We start from the raw sequence: 18,512 nt of genomic DNA, 5'->3' as shown, positions 1-18,512 counted from the left end.
CAGGCGCATGCCACGCGCGTAGATCGACGGGCCGCGAAAAGGACCGGCGGTCAGTCGCCGAGGCCGCCCAGTCCGGCGGACGGGCCCCACAGCGGCGCCATGCAGCGCTGGTAGGTGGCCTGCCAGTGCGGCCAGTTGCGGGCCACGTCGTCGTCGCACTCGGCCAGCAGCCGCTCGACCAGCGCCGGCTCCACCCCCTCCAGCAGCCACGCCAGCGCGTCCGCCGCGCCCGGACCGTCCGCCGACCGCAGCAGGTCCAGCAGCTCGCCCAGACCGCCGAGCCGGGAGCTCTCCGGGATCACCCGCTCCATCCGGGGCAGCAGTTGGCGCTCCTCGATCCGCAGGTGCGTCTCCAGCCGGGCCGCCAGGTCCTCCATCGCGTAGGCCACCGGCCAGGCGCTGCCGGTGTCCCGGCTGGCGATCCGGACCAGCGTGGTGACCCGGGTGAACGAGTGGTCGAGGTTGTGGTGGTCCGCCTCCAGCCAGTTGAGCAGCAGCCGCAGCTCGGGCGCGAAGCGGCGCACGATCGGCCAGATCCGGGTGTCCTGCTGCTCGTGGTGGCAGGTCAGCATCGCGGTCACGAAGCTCCAGTGCCGCAGCAGCGCCTCGCCCGCGTCGTCCTCCCCGGGCTGGAGCAGCCGCAGCGCGTTGGGCAGCCGGGCGAGGTCCCGGCGCAGCGCGGCGTGCACCAGCCGCAGCCCGGCGAAGCGGACCGTCCCCGGCTCCTCGGCGGCGGCCCGCACGGACGCGGCCGCGCCCCGGGTGTCGGCCCCGGGCTCTGCCTGCGGGGGCACGGAGGGGGACGGCTGGGGCAGCAGATGGATCGGCATGGCACTCTCTTCACAACGTCGTGGGGCGGGCGGGGACGGCCGGTGGAATGCGGCCCCATCCAAAGTGCTCACAGTCGATCAGAAGTGAATCAATGTCCGATTGACGCGCAGGTCACAGGCGTTTTCGCGGACGGCGACGGTTCCTCGCGAAGCGCGCGCCGGGTCTGCGGGCGACCTGCGGACTAAGACCGACCGGCACATGGTGGGTGGCGTCGCGCCGCCCACCATGTGCCGGTCGGTCCAAGCCGAAACGCCGCGGGCCCGGAGCACCTGGTGGTGCCCCGGGCCCGCGGCGTACGGGTGGCCGTGCCGGTCGGCGGACGAGTGCCCGCACGAGCGCCCGTGCGGGTGGCGGTACGGGATCAATCGGCCGCCGGGCCGGCCAGGTTCTTGGTGAGCCACTGCAGCGTGTCCGGGATCATCTTCTTGAAGTCCGAGGTCAGGTGCTTGCCACCGGGCTGCTCGTAGTACTCCAGGGACGCCGGCGGGGCGGCCTTGGCGACCCAGGCCTTGACCAGCTTGGTCTCGTACGGGTTGGCACCACCCGCGGTGACCAGCATCTTCACGTCGGCCTTGCCCTGGGCGACCAGCACGTCGGGGTTGTTGGCCTGCCGCTCTGCCTCGTGGCCCTTCCACAGCCCCGAGTCGGGGACGTAGTAGCCGTCGATCGGGACGGCGGCCTTGTAGACGTCCGGGTGCTGCAGGGCGAGCTTGGCGCTGCAGAAGCCACCGGTGGAGGCGCCCATCACGCCCCAGCCGTCGCGGCCCTTCACGGTGCGGAAGTTGGCACGGACGAAGTCCGGGATGTCCTGGGCCATCCAGGTGCCCATCTTGGGCTGGCCCGGGATGTCGGAGCAGTCCAGCGCGTTGTGCTCGTCGCTGTTGAAGTTCTGCACCGGCATGATCATGATGAACGGGTGGGCCTTGCCCGCCTTGACCAGTGCCTCGTTGTCCTCCTGGATCGGCAGCTGGTTGTCGGTCCAGGTGTTGTAGCCGTTGCTCTGGCCGCCCGCGAAGAGGGTGAGCACCGGGAAGCCGGTCTTGGCGTACTTGGGGTCGTTGTACTCGGGCGGCAGCCAGACCCAGACCTTGCCGGAGACGCCGGACTTCGCACCGGTCACCGTGGTCACCATGATCGGGCCCGCGGCGGTGTCCCGAGCCTTGGTCAGGGTGGCGTTCGGGCCGGTGGGCATCAGCACCTTCCCGCTGGCGACCGCAGGCTCCGCGTTGGCGGGCGCGGCCGTGGCGGCGCCCGCGGGAGTTCCGCCCGCGGCGGTGCCGCTCGCGCCCGGGGTGCCGGCCGCCTTGGCGCCGTTCTCCTTCCCGCCGCCGGAACTCCCGCAGGCTGCCAGCGAGGCGGCCAGGGCGAGCACGGCGGCGCCGGTCAGGACGGCGCGGGAACGGGACGACTGCCTAAGCACGGTGAGGACTCTCCGACCGATGTCACGCCCGGTCCGTCTGGCCGGGCTGTGGCCCCCCGGTGGGGCCGGACAAGGCCCGGGGGCGCGGCGCTGGTGCGGTCCCCGGGGTGGTGGCGCGCCCTCCCTCGCGGTGGCGCGCCTTCCTGCGATCTTATGACGTGGGCCGGGGTGGCCCGGTTGCGTGGTGGCCACCGGAAATCCAATGTTTGTTCGCGATCAGGTAAAGACCTTCACCTCTCCCCCGGTCGACGGGGGCCGAACGGCGGGGGCACGGTCTCCGGCCTGCCCGACGGCGTGGATTTCGGGGCCTTCGACCAGTGACGGCGGCCCGCGCATCCGCAACGATCGGCTCACGCCCGGGACCCGCGCGGACCATCGAGCCGGGCGAACCGCTACCGGGCAGACCAGCACCGGGCCGACCATCGGCCCGGGCAGACCGAGGAGAGCGCCATGCCCCAGCAGATCGCCGTCGTCACCGGAGCCGGGAGCGGGGTCGGCCGGGCCGTGGCGGTCGAACTGGCCGCGGCCGGCTGGCAGCTGGTGCTGGCCGGCCGACGGGCCGAGCCGCTGCGGGAGACCGCCCGACTGGGCGGCGCCCCGGCCGCGGTGGTGCCGACCGACGTCACCGACCCGGCCGCGGTGGACGCGCTGTTCGCCGCGGCCGCCGAGCGCTTCGGCCGGGTGGACCTGCTGTTCAACAACGCCGGCACCTTCGGCTCGGCCGTGCCGGTGGAGGACCTGGAGGTCGAGGCCTGGCGGGCCGTGGTCGACCTCAACCTGACCGGGGCCTTCCTCTGCGCCCGGGCCGCGTTCCGCCGGATGAAGGCGCAGGACCCGCAGGGCGGCCGGATCATCAACAACGGCTCGGTCTCGGCGCACGTCCCGCGCCCGCACTCGATCGCGTACACCGCGACCAAGCACGCGATCACCGGGCTGACCAAGTCGCTGTCGCTGGACGGCCGCCCGTACCGGATCGCCTGCGGGCAGATCGACATCGGCAACGCGGCCACCGACATGACCGCCGCGATGAGCGCCGGGGTGCGGCAGGCGGACGGGCGGATCGCGGTCGAGCCCACCATGGACGTGGCCGACGTGGCGCGTACCGTCCGGCACATGGCCGAGCTGCCACTGGAGGCGAACGTGCAGTTCGCCACCGTGATGGCGACCGCCATGCCGTACATCGGACGGGGCTAGGTCCTGCCCAGGGTCCGCCGGGCAGGGCCCGGACCGGACGGGGTCGAGGACGCGGGGGTCGAGGACGCCGGGGTGGCTCTCGTCCCGCGATGGTGCCGGCGCCGCCTCGCCGGCCGAGGTGCGAAGCGGCGCGGCCGCCCCCACGGGGGACCCCCGTCAGGCCGGGCTGACGGGGGTCCCGGGGTCGGAGGGGTGCGTCAGTCCTACGGCCGCCAGGTGTCGTTCAGGGTGACCGGGCCCGAGGCCGGCGCGGTCGCCGTCCGGTTGGCCCCGGACTCCCAGGTCACCGCGCCGCTCGCGTCCGTGCGGACGTACTTGTACTGGAAGGCGGTGCCGGCCGGCAGCGTGAGGGACAGCGACCAGACCGGGTAGCCGGCCGAGGAGAGCGGCAGTGCCTTGGCCGGGTCCCAGCCGCCGAGCGCGGGGATGTCGCCGACCACGGAGATGTTCTGGCCGTACGCGGTGGTCGCGTTGACGTTGAACGAGGCTCCGGAGGTGCTCGCCGCCCCGCCCTGGACGTACAGCGCGACCGCGTCGCCCGCGCCGATCGTCGCGGTGAACTGCCCGTTCGCACCCACCTGGTAGGTCGGGCCGGTGCAGCCGCCGCCCGGCTGCGGGTCGCCGTGCTGGACGTCGCAGTAGGTGCCGGCCGCGAGCCCGGTCTGGAAGGTCTGGGTGATCGCGCCGCTCTCGTGGTTGATCGCCACGTAGCCCTTGTTCCCGCGGCCGAAGGCGATCGCGTTGTTGCCGTTGGACCACCAGTTGGTCACGCCGGTGCCCGCGACGGCGTTGCGGAAGCCGACCATGTTGGCGATCTGCCGCCAGGCGTGGGTGCAGTTCCAGCCGTCCTGGTAGCAGGCGTTGACGGTGCCGCCGTTGGGCGGTCCGTCGTCCTTGTTGGTGAAGGCGTAGCCGGAGTAGACGTTGGGCGCGCCGTACGGCGAGGCGAGCAGGAAGACGTTGGCCAGCGTGTAGGTGCTGCCGTAGGTGTAGTTGAGGGTGGAGCCGTTGCGCTCGGTGTCCCAGTTGTCGACGAAGGAACGCGCCTGCGCGCTCGGCAGGTAGCCCCAGGAGGCACCCCAGGAGGCCAGGTTGGCGAGCTTGTCGCTGGTGAACATGCGCTTGAGGTCGGTGCCGACGCGGAACTCGTCGACGTCGCCGGTGCCGGTGTACTCGGTGGGCTGGACCGGCTCGCCGGCGCCGTAGATGACCTCCTGCACCCAGTAGGCCTTGGGGTTGGCCATCTTCGCCTTGATCGCGGCGAGGTCACCGGCGGCGATGTGCTTGGCGGCGTCGATCCGGTAGCCGTCGACGCCGAGCGAGCCGAGGTCGTCCAGGTAGTGCGCGATGGTGGTCTGGACGTACGCGCTGCCGGTGTCCAGGTCCGCGAGGCTGACCAGCTCGCAGTTCTGCACGTTGGAGCGGTCCTGGTAGTTGGTGATCGGCTGGCGGCAGGAGTGGAAGTCCTGGTCCTGGTAGGTGCCGGAGTAGGTGTACTTGGTGTAGGCGGTGCCGCCGGTGCCGGTGCCGGAGCCGGCCGTCATGTGGTTGACGACCGCGTCGGCGATGACCTTGACCCCGGCCGCGTGGCAGGTGTCGACCATGTTCTTGAAGGACGTCCGGTCGCCGAGCCGCCCGGCGATCTTGTAGCTGACCGGCTGGTAGGAGGTCCACCACTGCGGGCCCTGGATGTGCTCCTGGGGCGGCGAGACCTCGACGAAGCCGTAGCCCTTCGGGCCTAGCGTCGAGGTGCAGGCCTGGGCGACCGAGTCGAAGCGCCACTCGAAGAGGGTGGCGGTGACGTCCTTGCCGCCGTTGGCGGGCGGGGAGGCCTGGGCGGCGGGGGCGCCGAGGGAGGTGCCGAGCGAGAGCGCGAGCGCCGCCGAGGCGGCGAGCGCACCGGCCGCGCGGGCGGGCCGGCGGGTGGGGGCGGTGGTGACCACGTCGTCTCCTGGGGGTGGCTGGGGTGGGGCAGCCGGAAGTGAAGCCCGCGGCTGAGGTGGAGCAGCCGGAGGCGGAGCCTGCAGGAAGTTTCTGTAACTTGCCGGAAACTTGCAGCGCTGAACCTAGGGCCGCCGGGAGACAGCGTCAAGGTCCTGGGATGAACGTTTCTGCACGACCCGCCCGCGCACACGACAAGGGCCCGGCGACCGTAGTCGCCGGGCCCCTCACCTGTCCTGGTTCACCGGGCCCGCGGGGGCCCGGTCCGGCCTCAGCCGGTCTGGACGGAGGTGTCGTCGATCACGAAGCTCGTCTGCAGCGAGGAGTCCTCGGTGCCGGTGAACTTCACGGTGACCGTCTGGCCCGCGTAGGACGAGAGGTCGAAGGTGCGCTGCTGGTAGCCGGCCGCGGCGTCCACGTTGGAGTAGGTCTTCAGCGTGGTGCCGTTCACCGACACGGCCAGCTTGTCGTAGGCGGTGGTGCCGCTCTCGGCGGTGTCGACGTGCAACCAGAAGCTCAGCGTCGCCTTGCAGCCGGCCGGGATGGTCACCGTCTGCGAGAGCGAGTCGGTGTGCGAGGAGCCGTAGCCGTCCAGCCAGGCCTTCCACGAACCGCCGTGGGCCGCCTGCGAGGAGCTGTTGTCCACCACGCCGGAGCTGGTCGTCCACGGCGCCGCCGTGCCGGTCTCGAAGCCCGCGTTGCCCAGCAGCTGGGTCGGCGTGCAGGAACCGCCACCGCCGGCCACGGTCCAGGTGAAGCTGGTGGTCCCGGACTTGCCGGCCGAGTCCTTCACCGTGACGGTCGTGTTGTAGGTGCCCGCGGTGTTGGCGGTGCCGGTGATCGCGCCGGTGGAGGCGTTGATGACCAGGCCGGTGGGCAGGCCGGTGGCCGCGTAGGACAACGGCGCGGTGCCGCCGGAGGCCTTGATCTGCAGGTTCACCGCGCTGCCGAGCGCGGTGGACTGGTTGCCCGGGTTGGTGACGGTGACGCCGCCCGGGTTGGGCAGCGAGCCGACGTTGACGGCGGCCCAGGCGGTGGCGACCGCGTTGTACTCGGCGCTGTTCGCGCCGTACAGGTCGGTGGCCGCGTTCAGGGTCGCGGTGCGGGCGGCGGCGTAGTTGGTGGTGGAGGTCATGTACGCGGTCAGCGCCTTGTACCAGACCTGCTGGGCCTTGTCCCGGCCGATGCCGGTGACGGCGATGTTGTTGACCGTCGGGCTGTTGTAGCTGACGCCGTTGATCACCTTGGCGCCGCTGCCCTCGGCCAGCAGGTAGAAGAAGTGGTTGGCGACGCCGGACGAGTAGTGCACGTCCAGGTTGCCGACGCCCGAGTACCAGGAGTCGGCCGACTGGCCGTCCTTGGAGGGCTTGTCCATGTAGCGCAGCGGCGTGCCGTTGCCGTTGATGTCGATCAGCTCGCCGATCAGGTAGTCCGGCACGTCGGCGGACAGGTTGGCGTAGAACTCGACCATCGAGCCGAAGATGTCCGAGGTGGCCTCGTTGAGGCCACCGGACTCGCCCGAGTAGTTCAGGTTGGCGGTGGCCGAGGTGACGCCGTGGCTCATCTCGTGGCCGGAGACGTCGAGTTCGGTCAGCGGGTGGGTGTCGCCCGAGCCGTCGCCGTAGGTCATGCAGAAGCAGCTGTCGTCCCAGAACGCGTTGACGTAGCCGGTGTCGTAGTGGACCCGGCTCATGGCGCCGACGCCGTCGTTCTTGATGCCGTTGCGGCCGAAGGTGTTCTTGTAGAAGTCCCAGGTGACGGCGGCGCCGAACTGGGCGTCCACGGCGGCCGACTCGCGGTTGCTGGCCTGGCCGTTGCCCCAGGTGTCGCTGGACTTGCTGAACAGCGTGCCGTTGCCGGAGGTGCCGTTCTTCATGTCGGTGGTGTACTGGCCGCCGCGGGTGGCGTCCTTCAGCGAGTACGTCGAGCCGCTCTGGGTGGTGGTCAGCGGCACCTGGCCGACGAACACGCCGGTGCCGGAGCCGCGCTTGATGCCGTCGGCCTTGCTGAGCACGTCGCCCGTCTTGGCGTCGGTGACCACGTGCAGCTTGCTCGGGGTGCCGTCGGACTCGCGGCCGGCGACGACGGTCTCCCAGGCGAGCTTCGGGGTGCCGTCGGCGGCCCAGACGACCAGGCGCGGCGCGGTGTCGACGGCGGCGCCCTGCTCGGCGGCGAGCGCGGCGGCCTGGGCCTTCGGCGCGGCCTGGGCCGGCGTGGTGTCGACGCCGGTGAGGTTGGCCTCGCTGGCCTTGGTCACGCTCTTGGTGGCGCCCGCGGCGTCCTGGTGGACGATCAGGTCGCCGCCGAGCACCGGGAGTCCGGCGTAGGTGCGCTCGTAGCGCAGGTGGCGGCCGCCGTTGGCGTCCTGGACGACGTCCTTGGTGACCAGCTTCTCCTGGCTGCTCAGGCCCAGGGACTGGGCGACGGACGCGGACTGCTGGTTCGCGGACGCGATCAGCGCGGCCCGGGCCGACTGCTGGGTGGCGACGGCGGTCGGGGCGTCGGGCGTGGCCGCCTGGGCGATGACCGGTATGCCGGTCACCAGCAGCGCGGTGGTGGCGGCCATGACAACCGCTGCCTTCCGGGCGTGAGCGTAACGGGACATGCGGACTCCTTTTCCGACCGGTGCGGGTTCGCACGCGGTGGAGAGAACCTGGGCCGCAGGGTTGCGGCGCAGTGGGGGCCCCCGCCCGCGGTGTGCGACGGGGGTGCGGTAGCGGTGCTCACAAGTCGTTGCAGGGTTGGGAGGCGCTGCACCTGAACTGGTCAGCTGCACCGGGGGGTGGGGCCCCCTCGTCTGCAGCCGCAGGAATCGTGGCAGCAAACGAGCCGTTAATGACAGATGCATGCCACGGAATGGCCGATTCATTACCGAAACCGTATGCGCGACTGTTCGTCAGTTGTGTTACTCCATTGCGAACTCATGAACACGGTTTTCATGATCCGGGTAAAGTTCGATCACTTCCGGATGTCACTGACCAGCGCTCAGGGCTCCCGCCCGCACCACCCGGTGTCCCGCGGCGCCGAGCGGGCGCGGCACATCACACTTCCGGCCGTGCCATCGGTGGTTTCCGGCCACCGGTCGGCCAAAACGAAGCGGGTCCCGCACCGCCACAACGGCGGTGCGGGACCCGGGAGTTCCGGTTACGGTCCGATCAGCTCTGGACGAACACCGCCACGGTGCGGCCCGGCACGGTGAAGGTGCCGGTCGCGGCGTCGAAGCCGGACTGCTTCACCACCTCGTCCGCGCCGCCCGCCTGGACCGGATGCAGGGCCTGGCCCGTCCCCTTCAGGGCCGCCACGGTCTGCGCCTGCGCGGTCGGCGTGGCGTTGAACACCACGGTGACGCCCTTCTCGGCCCCCTTCAGCCCGGTGCCGTCCAGGTGCAGGGTGATCACCCCGGGCGTCTCGCCGGGCGTGCCGGAGAGCGGGTAGGACAGCCGCTGCTGGACGGCGGCCAGGGTCGGCAGGGAGAACAGCGGGGAGGACTGCTTGATCCGCAGGAACTGCTGGTACTGCGCGGTGGTCGCGCGGATCTCGGCCGCCCCCATGGTCAACTTCGGGTTGGCCAGCAGGGACTGCGCGGTCGGCCACATCTCCTTGTTGTCGGCCGCCGGCGGCAGGCCGCGGCCCCAGCCGTTGCCCTGCCCGGCGTCCCAGTGGATCGCGTTGAACCAGTCACCCGAGTCGTAGGAGTTGGCGTCCAGCGACTTGGAGCGCAGCAGGTCGCTGCCGGCCTGGGCGAAGCCCGCGCCCTGGGTGAGCGCGGTGAGCGAGAGCCCGAGGGCCTGCATCCGGGCCCGGTCGGCGGGCGCGGTGCCGGTCGGCAGCTTGTAGGCGAGCGCGTCGAACAGGTCGGTGTTGTCGTGGGCGTCCACGTACTCCACCGCCTCGCCCGGCGTGGCCGCGTACCCGGTCGGGGCGCCGTTGTAGTCGACCTGCGCGCCGGTGACGGCCTTGCCCGAGCTGTCGGTGAAGGAGTAGCCGGCCAGGTTGCCGGTCAGCCCGACCTTCAGCTGGTCCATCTGGTGCAGCAGCCGGACCTTCTGCTCCTGCGGGCCGCCGTTGGCGGGCGAGCCGTTGGGGTCGGTGTACAGGCCCGAGGCGAAGCCCTGCTGCGGGGCGGAGTTCAGCATGAAGTTGCCGCCGCGGGCGGCGTCGCGGATCCGGTCGTCGAAGGTGGCGATGCCGGTGCCGGCCATGTTGAGCTGGGTGGCCTGTTCGAACCGGGCGTTGTTCGCGACGACGCCGAAGTTCCAGCCCTCGCCGTAGAGGAAGACGTTCCGGCCGTCGACGCCGTCGGAGTCGGGCGTCATCTTCCGCAGCGCGGCCTGCACGTCCAGCATGGTGGATTTCGGGTCCAGGCCCATCAGGTCGAAGCGGAAGCCGTCGACCTTGTACTCGCGGGCCCAGGTGGTGACCGAGTCGACCACGAGCCGGTTCATCATGGCGTGTTCGGGCGCGGTGTCGGCGCAGCAACTGTCCGTGGTGACCTTGCCGTTGGCGTCCAGCCGCTGGTAGTAGCCGGGGACGATCCGGTCCAGCACCGAGTGCTCGGCCTGACCGCCGGCGGCGGTGTGGTTGTAGACGACGTCCAGCACCACCCGAAGTCCGGCCTCGTGCATCGCCTGCACCATCTGCCGGAATTGCACCGTGCGGGCAACGCCGTTCGGCTCGGTGGCGTACGACCCCTCCGGCACGGTGTAGTGCAACGGGTCGTAGCCCCAGTTGTACGCGTCGTCGGCGGCCACGGCCGCCACGCACTCCTGCTGCTTCGGGCCGTCCGGGGGAAGGGACTTGAGGTCACAGGCCGGCAGCTTCTGGTCGGCCCGGTTCTCCCGGATGGTGGCGATGTCGAAGGTCGGCAGCAGGTGGATGGTGGTCACCCCGGCCTTGGCGAGCTCCCGCAGGTGCTGCATGCCGGCCGACTGCGACTCGGTGAACGCCAGGTAGGTGCCGCGCTCGGCGGCCGGGACGGTGGTGTCCTCCACCGAGAAGTCCCGGACGTGCAGTTCCTGGATCTGCTGCTGCGCCGGCGGGACGGCCTTCGGGACGGCCTGCTCCTCCCAGCCCTTCGGCTTGAGCTCCTTGGCGGCCAGGTCGGCGACCAGACTGCGCCGGGAGTCGGTGGACAGCGCCACCGAGTACGGGTCGGTGACGGTGTTGACCACCACCTGCTGCACCGAGGGCGCCCAGACCTTCACCTGGTACAGGTAGTACTTGCCGTCCAACTCGGCCTTGTCGCGGACGACTTCCCACACGCCGGTCTCGTCGTCCAGCTTCAGCGGCAGCGTCTTCGGGGTGCCCCCGGTCGCGCTGTCGAAGACCTGGACGGACACCTCCTGCGCGGTCGGCGCCCACACCGAGAGCGCCACCTTGCCGTTGTAGTAGGCCGGGCCGAAGTCCACCCGGCCGGTGCGGCGCGCGTACAGGTCGTCCAGCACGCCCGGGGTCTGCACCCCGGTGGCGGCCAGGACGGCACCGCTGGGCAGGTGTTCGGTGAACAGCAGCTGGCCGCGCAGCGCCGCCGGGACGCGGGCGGTGTCGCGGGCGTCCACGGTGAAGGCCCGGTAGCCCGCCAGGTGCGGGTACTCGGCCTTCTGGGCATCGGTCAGGCCGCCCTGGACGGGGGTGAGCCGGATCCACCGGCCCGGCTTGGTCAGCGCGCCCTTGTCGGCGCGGATGCCGCCCTCGGGGTCGTACACCAGCTGGGCGCTGGTGCCGCCGGCCAGGGCCGCGTCGTTCGCGCCGTAGCCGGCCGGGACGACGACGGTCCTCGCGTCGATCCACTGGGCCTTGGCGCTGCCGAGGTCCAACTGCGCGGAGGCGGCGGGGTTCTGCGGCAGCAGGTAGCCCTCGCGGCCGCCGAGGATCCACACCTCGCGGCCGTTGACCGCGAAGTCCAGCGACTGGTCGGCGGGCAGGTCCTTGTCGTTGCCCTTGTGCAGGATGTAGCTGAGGCTGGTCGCGCCGGGAGCCAGCGGCACCTCGAAGACGGCGCCGAAGGCGTCGCGGCGCACCGGCGTCAGCGGCTTGCCCCAGTCGGTGGGGGTGGCGGCGCCGGTCCAGTCGTGCAGGCCCCAGCCGTCGTAGTCGCCGTCGGCCCGGTTGTAGTGGATGACGGCGGTGTCGGCGGGCGGTGTGTCGGCCGGGCCCGGGTCGGCGGTGCGCACGGTCGGGTCGCCCTGCTTCAGCCAGACCTCCCCGGCGGCGCCGACGTCGAGGTGGCGGTCGGCGTCCACGTCCTTGACGCCGTTCTTCTCGACGATGAACCCGACGTCCGAGGCGCCGGGCTTGAGCTTCACGTACGCGAAGGCGCCGTACGCGTCCCGCCCGGTGAAGGCGTGCCCGGCCGGCCACTGGGTGGCCTCGCCGTCGGCGAGGTCGCCCCAGGCGTAGAGGTTCCAGCCGTCGTAGTCGCCGTCCGGCCGGTTGTAGTGGACCACGGCGTACGGGCGGGCGCCGGCCGTGGGCACCGGCTTGGGTGCGGGGGCGCCGGTGGTGAAGCTCGCGGTGGCGGAGCGCAGCCGGCCGCTGGAGTCCTGGACGACGGCCTTGTAGCGGACGACCGTGCCGGGGGCGGCGGCGCTCAGGTCCTGGGTCACCGCGAAGAGTCGTCGGCCGTCGGGGCCGGAGGTGCCGGTGTCGGCGGTGCCCAGGGTCTGCCAGGGCCCGTTGCCGATCTGGGCGGCGAAGCTGACCCGGTCGAAGCCGCCGCCGTCCGCCGCGGCGCCCACGGTGACGGTGCCGCTCGCACCGTCCGCCGGCGGCCGCACCGCGAGCTGCGGCGCCGCCGTGGTGGGCGCCGGCTTGGCACCGGCCTTGAACACCACCGAGGAGAGCGCCGGCACGGTGACGGTGACCTTGCGGTCGGCCCCGCTGGTCGCCCGCTCCCCCGCCGCCGGGTAGATCCGGTCGAAGGCCGTCCCGGCCGAGAAGGTGTCCAGGGTGACGGTCTTCGCCTCGGCGGCGTTGTTGACCGCCACCAGGTACTCGATCTGCTGCCCGGCGTCGATCCGGGAGAAGGCGTACACGCCCGCGCCGTCGGCGGCGTAGCGCTCGATCTGGGCGCCGTCGGCGAGCGCCGGGTTCTCCCGGCGCAGCTTGGCCAGCGCGGCGACGTCCTGGTAGAGCCCGCCGTCCTGTCCGTACCGGTCGGCCGGGCCGGGGGTGCCGCCGAGCACCCGGTCGCCGTTGTACGAGGGCGTCCTGGAGGCGAACATGTCCTGTCGGGCGTCCTGGTCGCCGCCCGCGCCGGTGAAGCCCTGCTCGTCGCCGTAGTACACGACGGGCTGGCCCCGGGTGAAGAACTGCAGCTCGGTGCCGAGCCGGTCCTTCCTCAGCAGGGTGGCCTCGTCGGCGCCCGGGTTGTCGGCGAGCAGGAAGGAGCCGAACCGGCCCATGTCGTGGTTGCCGAGGAAGGTCGGCAGCTCGTACGCGTCGGTGTCGGCGGTGGTGTAGCGGTAGTCCTGGGCGTAGACGTCGGAGAGGTTCCGCGCCGAGCCGCCCTGGGAGACGTAGGAGCGGGCCGCGCCCTGGAACGGGAAGTCCAGGGTGGCCTGGAGCCTGCCCTTGGTGACGTACGGCGAGGTGATCGCCGGGTCGCCGGAGTAGACCTCGCCGAACATGAAGAACTTCTTGTTCCCCTGCTTGGCGGCGAAGTCCTTGAGCGCGGGCGCCCACTGCTGCCAGAAGGCCATGTTGACGTGCTTGACGGTGTCGATCCGGAAGCCGTCCACGCCGGCGTCCTTGACCCACTGCTGGTAGACCTTCTCGAAGCCCTTCACCACCCGGGGGTTCTGGGTGTCGAGGTCGTCCAGGCCGCTGAAGTCGCCCTCGGTGGCGGATTCGCCGACGAAGGTCGAGTCGCCGCGGTTGTGGTAGAGCGCGGGGTCGTTGAGCCAGGACGGGGTCTTGGCGCCGGCGTCGGCGGGGGTGCGGAAGACCGGGGTGTAGGGGAAGGAGTCCTTGGTCAGCCGCGGCCAGGGCGCCCCGGCGTCGGCGACCGCGGTCTCGTCGACCGGGTTGCCGTCCGCGTCGAGCGTCGGGTAGGCGCCGACGGAGCGGTAGGCGTGCTGCTGCTCGGCGTCGTCGATCACGTCGGCGGTGTGGTTGGTGATGACGTCGAAGAAGACCTTGATGCCGCGGGCGTGCGCCTTGGCTATCAGGTCCTTGAGCTGCTCGTTGGTGCCGAAGTGCGGGTCGACCTGGGTGAAGTCGGTGATCCAGTAGCCGTGGTAGCCGGCCGACGCCTGCGCGCCGCTGCCCTGCACCGGCTTGTTCTTGAAGATCGGGGCCATCCAGATCGCGGTGGTGCCGAGGCCCTGGATGTAGTCGAGCTTCTGGGTCAGGCCGGCCAGGTCGCCGCCGTGGTAGAAGCCCTTGTCGGCGGGGTCGAAGCCGTGGTCCAGCCGCCCGCCCGTGATGCCGCCGGTGTCGTTGGCGGGGTCGCCGTTGGCGAAGCGGTCGGGCAGGACGAAGTAGAACTGCTCGCGGGTGAGGTCGTGCCGCCCGGCGGTGGCCGCCAGGGCGGCGTCCGAGGGCGGGGCCGGCGCGGCGGCGGCGAGGGCCGCGGGGGCGCTGCCGAGGGTGGCGGCGGTCAGGGCTGCGGCCAGCAGGACGGCCGTGCGGCCGGGTCTGCGTCGGGGGCGGAGCGGCGGCGTGTCGGCCACTGGGGTCTCCCTTAGGGGAAGGGCGATCGAGTTCCCAGGAAGCTAGCGGCCTGCAATATGTTTCAGCAAGATGCAGAAACCGTTTCGTGCCGGGAAACTCCAGGCCTCCGGCCCTTGCCGCCACCCCGATTACTCCCTTCAGGCGGTCGGCGTAACAATGGGACGTATGTCCGTCCCGCCGGTAAGCACCAGACCCGACCGCACCCCCTACCCCGGTGGGAGTCGCCCCCTACCCCTCAAGGGGGACAGCCGGTGAAGAATCCACTGCCAGGGGATGATCGGAGGGCGACAGGACGTCTGGCAGACTTCTCGTCCATGGGGGAACCGACCGAGATCCAGCAAGGCCGCGCAAGGCGTGCCGAGGCGGCGCACGGTGGCGGTTCCGGAGCACGGCCGGCCTCTTCGGAACGCCTGCCCGACGGAGCCACCCGCGCCACCCGGACCCGCGCCGCCGCGCTGCGCGACCGCATCCGCGACCAGCGGCGCTCGCCGGCCCGACCGAGGATCTGGTTCGAACTGGCCCTGATCGGGATCAGCTACTGGATCTACTCGATCGTCCGCAACGCCGTCCCGGAACAGGAAGCGGTGGCCCAGAAGCACGCGCGCTGGATCTGGGACCTGGAACACTCCCTCGGCATCGCCGTCGAGCGCTCGATCAACCACGGCGTCGACAGCATCGGGTGGCTCATCACCGGGATGAACTACTACTACGCGACGCTGCACTTCGTCGTGACGATCGGCGTGCTGATCTGGCTGTACCGCCGCCACCCCGGCCGCTACGCCGCGGCCCGCGCCGTGCTGTTCGTCACCACCGGGATCGCCCTGATCGGCTTCTACGCCTTCCCGCTGGCGCCGCCCCGGCTGATGACCGACGGCGGGTTCATCGACACCGTGAAGGTCCACGGCACCTGGGGCTCGATGGCCTCCGGGCCCGCCGCGCACGTCTCCAACCAGTTCGCGGCGATGCCCTCGATGCACATCGGCTGGTCGATGTGGTGCGGGCTGGCCATCTTCTGTCTGGCCCGCCGGACGTGGGTCCGGGTGCTCGGCCTGCTCTACCCGGCGGCCACCCTGGTGGTCATCGTCTCGACCGCCAACCACTTCTGGATGGACGCGGTCGTCGGCGAGCTCTGCCTGGCCCTGGGCTTCCTCGCCGCCCGCTGGCTGTACCACTCCTGGGTCTACAAACTGCCCCAGGTGCCCGCCCGGGAGACGGTGGAGGAGCCGATCACCGTCCCCGAGCAGTGGAGCGAACAGGCGGTCGGCAGCGCACGGCGCTAGGACGAAGGACCATGCGAGAGGGGCCCCGGGCGGGGCCCCTCTCGCATGTTCGGCTCAGCCGTCGTAGAACAGCCGCTCCACCACCGCCCGGGCCCGCCGGGTGGTCCGCCGGTAGTCGTCCACCAACTCACCGCTGTGACCGGCGCCGTACCCGAGGTAGCGGGCCACCCCGGCCAGCTCCCGGGCCTCCCCGGGGAAGCTGTCGCCGGGCCGGCCACGGACCAGCATCACCGCCGAGCGCACCCGGGAGGCCAGCACCCAGGCCGCGTCCAGCACCTCCGCGTCCGCCCGCCCGACCAGCCCGGCCTCGACGGCGGCCGCCAGCGCGGCCCTGGTCCGGGTGGTGCGCAGGGCCGGCAGCTCGTGCCCGTGCTGGAGCTGGAGCAGCTGCACCGTCCACTCCACGTCGGCCAGCCCGCCACGCCCGATCTTGGTGTGCGTGGTCGGGTCGGCGCCGCGCGGCAGCCGCTCGGCCTCGATCCGCGCCTTGATCCGGCGGATCTCCACCAGGTCCCGCTCCGGCACCCCGGTGCCCGGGTAGCGCAGCGGGTCGATCAGCTGCCGGAACCGGGCACCCAGCTCCTCGTCCCCGGCCACCGGATCGGCGCGCAGCAGCGCCTGGCTCTCCCAGGCGTGCGACCAGCGCCGGTAGTACGCCGCGTACGAGGACAGGGTGCGCACCAGCGGGCCGCTGCGCCCCTCCGGCCGCAGGTCGGCGTCGACCAGCAGCGGCGGCTCGGTGGACGGCGCGCCGAGCAGGGTCCGCAGCTCGTGGCAGACCGCCTGGGCGGCCCGGGCGGCGTCCTGCTCCAGCGAGCCGAGCAGCGGCTCGTGGACGAAGAGCACGTCCGCGTCCGAGCCGTAGCCCAGTTCGCGGCCGCCGAACCGACCCATCGCGATCACCGCGATCCGGGTCGGCAGGTCCCCGTGCTCGGCCTCCCAGCCGGCCACGCAGGCCCGCAGCGCGCCCTGCAGGGTGGCGGCGTTGAGCGCGGTCAGCGCCTCCCCCGCCGCGTCCAGCGCCTCGGCCGGGTCCTCGTCGAGCCGGCCGAGGACGTCCGCGGCGGCGGTCCGGAACAGCTCCCGGCGGCGCACCGAGCGGGCGGCGGCGACGGCCGCGGCGGTGGACCCGGCCCGGCCGACGGCGGCCAGTACCTCCTGCTCCAAGGCGGCCCGGCCGCGCGGCACCAGGCCCTGCGGATCGCCCAGCATGGCGACCGCCTCGGGGGCGCGCAGCAGCAGGTCGGGGGCGAGCCGGCCGGCCGACAGCACCCGGGCCAACTGCTCGGCGGCGGCGCTCTCGTCGCGCAGCAGCCGCAGGTACCAGGGGGTGCGGCCGAGCGCGTCGGAGACCTGGCGGAAGTTGAGCAGCCCGGCGTCCGGGTCGGCCGAGTCGGCGAACCAGCCGAGCAGCACCGGCAGCAGGGTGCGCTGGATCGCGGCCTTGCGGCTCACCCCGGAGGCGAGCGCGCTGAGGTGGCGCAGCGCGGCGGCCGGGTCCGCGTAGCCCAGTGCCTCCAGCCGGGCCCGGGCCGCGTCCGGGGTCAGCCCGGCGGCGCCCGGCGGCAGTTCGGCGACGGCGTCGAGCAGCGGGCGGTAGAACAGCTTCTCGTGCAGCCGCCGGACCTCCACCGCGTGCCGCTTCCACTCGCGCTGCAGGGCGGCCACCGGGTCGGAGCGGGTGTCGTCGTTGATCAGCGCGGCCAGCGAGCGGGCCAGCCGGCGCAGGTCCTCGGCGCCGGTGGGCATCAGGTGGGTGCGGCGCAGCCGGTACAGCTGGATCCGGTGCTCCAGCGAGCGCAGGAAGCGGTAGGCGGTGTCCAGCGAGACGGCGTCCGCCCGACCGACGTACCCGCCGCGGGAGAGCGCGGCCAGCGCCTCCAGGGTGTTGCCGCTGCGCAGCGCCGGGTCGGTGCGGCCGTGCACCAGCTGGAGCAGTTGGACGGAGAACTCGACGTCGCGCAGCCCGCCCGGGCCGAGCTTGAGCTGGCGGTCCAGTTCGGTGGCCGGGATCGAGTCGATCACCCGGCGGCGCATCTGCTGCACGTCGGTGACGAAGTTGTCCCGGGCGGCGGCCTGCCAGACCATCGGGGCCAGCGCCTCGACGTAGGCGGCCCCGAGGTCGGCGTCCCCGGCGACCGGGCGGGCCTTGAGCAGCGCCTGGAACTCCCAGGTCTTGGCCCAGCGCTGGTAGTAGGCGAGGTGGCTGGCCAGGGTGCGCACCAGCGGGCCGTTGCGGCCCTCGGGGCGCAGGTTGGCGTCCACCGGCCAGATGGTGCCCTCACCGGTGGTGTCCGAGCAGAGCCGGGTGAGGGCGGCGGCGAGCCGGGTGGCGGCCTTGACGGCCTCGTGCTCGTCCACGCCCTCGGGCGGCTCGGCGACGAAGATGACGTCCACGTCCGAGACGTAGTTGAGTTCGCGGCCGCCGCACTTGCCCATCCCGATCACGGCGAGCCGGCAGGCCCGGGCGGCGTCCGGGTCCTGCTCGGCGGCGAGGTCCAGGGCGGTCTGCAGGGTGGCGCCGGCCAGGTCGGCGAGTTCGGCGGCGGTCTGCGCGAGGTCGGTGGTGCCGGTGAGGTCGCGGGCGGCGATGGCGAGCAGGCAGCGACGGTAGGCGATGCGCAGCGCGTCCGCCGGGCTGCGGCCGCCCGCCCGGCCACTGCCCCGGACGCTCTCGGCGAGCGCGCGGCGGAAGTCCTCCGGGCCGGGGTGCATGTCGCGCAGCTCGAAGGTGACCAGCACGTGCCAGTCGTGCGGGTGCCGGGCCAGGTGGTCGGCGAGCGCGGTGGAGACGCCGAGCACGCCGAGCAGCCGGTCGCGCAGCGGCTTGGAGGTGGTGAGGGTGTCGCGCAGGGTGTGCCGCTCGGCCTCGTCGGCGGCCTCCAGCAGCCGGGCCAGGCCGAGCAGGGCGAGGTCGGGGTCGGCGGTGGCGCCGAGCGCGTCCAGCAGCACGGGGTCGTCGGCCAGGCCTTCCAGGCCGGGCCCGGCCAGCAGCCGCACCGCCTGCGCCGGATCGGTGAACCCGCGCCGGACCAGCCTGTTCTCCGGCCGGCTGACCCGGCTCCCGGCCCGCTGTTCCTCCACCGCCATCGCCCCTCCGTCCGTCCGCCCCAGCAGGTTACGCGCCCTGGCGGCCCGGCGCCGGACACGACCGGCGGACACGACCGGCGGAC

Annotated in this window: 8 protein-coding genes; 2 read left to right on the top strand and 6 right to left on the bottom strand. The window is 72.4% G+C overall.

The genetic code is table 11. From position 1 onward, the window contains the following. Positions 1 to 50: 50 nt before the first annotated feature. Together ACIO5E_RS01710 and ACIO5E_RS01705 are read right to left on the bottom strand one after the other, a co-directional pair. Positions 51 to 830 carry a hemerythrin domain-containing protein gene (locus ACIO5E_RS01710; protein ID WP_400662307.1) on the bottom strand — a complete coding sequence of 260 codons (780 nt, stop codon included), beginning with the start codon at positions 828 to 830 and terminating at the stop codon, positions 51 to 53. A 362-nt stretch (positions 831 to 1,192) separates the two neighbouring features. Further along, positions 1,193 to 2,251, bottom strand: coding sequence for an alpha/beta hydrolase (locus ACIO5E_RS01705; RefSeq protein ID WP_400662304.1), 1,059 nt, complete (start codon positions 2,249 to 2,251; stop codon positions 1,193 to 1,195). 450 nt (positions 2,252 to 2,701) lie between these two features. On the opposite strand from ACIO5E_RS01705, the gene ACIO5E_RS01700 reads away from it, so the two are divergent. Further along, complete coding sequence (locus tag ACIO5E_RS01700) at positions 2,702 to 3,445, top strand: SDR family oxidoreductase (RefSeq protein WP_400662301.1); 744 nt, start codon at positions 2,702 to 2,704, stop codon at positions 3,443 to 3,445. A gap of 203 nt (positions 3,446 to 3,648) precedes the next feature. On the opposite strand, the gene ACIO5E_RS01695 is transcribed toward ACIO5E_RS01700, so the two are convergent. The 3 genes from ACIO5E_RS01695 to pulA form a co-directional block, all read right to left on the bottom strand. Next, positions 3,649 to 5,388, bottom strand: coding sequence for a carbohydrate-binding module family 20 domain-containing protein (locus tag ACIO5E_RS01695; protein ID WP_400662298.1), 1,740 nt, complete (start codon positions 5,386 to 5,388; stop codon positions 3,649 to 3,651). Between the two features lie 269 nt (positions 5,389 to 5,657). Further along, positions 5,658 to 7,991, bottom strand: coding sequence for a M4 family metallopeptidase (locus tag ACIO5E_RS01690; RefSeq protein WP_400662294.1), 2,334 nt, complete (start codon positions 7,989 to 7,991; stop codon positions 5,658 to 5,660). A gap of 550 nt (positions 7,992 to 8,541) precedes the next feature. Beyond that, on the bottom strand, positions 8,542 to 14,058 hold the full coding sequence (gene pulA / locus ACIO5E_RS01685; protein WP_400662291.1) for a pullulanase-type alpha-1,6-glucosidase: 5,517 nt from the start codon (positions 14,056 to 14,058) through the stop codon (positions 8,542 to 8,544). A gap of 315 nt (positions 14,059 to 14,373) precedes the next feature. On the opposite strand from pulA, the gene ACIO5E_RS01680 reads away from it, so the two are divergent. Next, the gene (locus ACIO5E_RS01680; protein WP_400662288.1) at positions 14,374 to 15,339 is read left to right on the top strand and encodes a phosphatase PAP2 family protein; all 966 of its coding nucleotides are present in this window, start codon (positions 14,374 to 14,376) and stop codon (positions 15,337 to 15,339) included. Between the two features lie 54 nt (positions 15,340 to 15,393). Here the strand turns inward: ACIO5E_RS01680 and ACIO5E_RS01675 are convergent, their stop codons facing one another. Next, positions 15,394 to 18,429: a bifunctional [glutamine synthetase] adenylyltransferase/[glutamine synthetase]-adenylyl-L-tyrosine phosphorylase gene (locus tag ACIO5E_RS01675; RefSeq protein WP_400662285.1), complete on the bottom strand. Its 3,036-nt coding sequence runs from the start codon at positions 18,427 to 18,429 to the stop codon at positions 15,394 to 15,396. Between the last annotated feature and the right edge of the window lie 83 nt (positions 18,430 to 18,512).

Source organism: Kitasatospora sp. NPDC087314 (genome assembly GCF_044744365.1).
Taxonomy (GTDB): domain Bacteria; phylum Actinomycetota; class Actinomycetes; order Streptomycetales; family Streptomycetaceae; genus Kitasatospora.
This window is presented reverse-complemented; position numbering and strand designations above follow the sequence as displayed.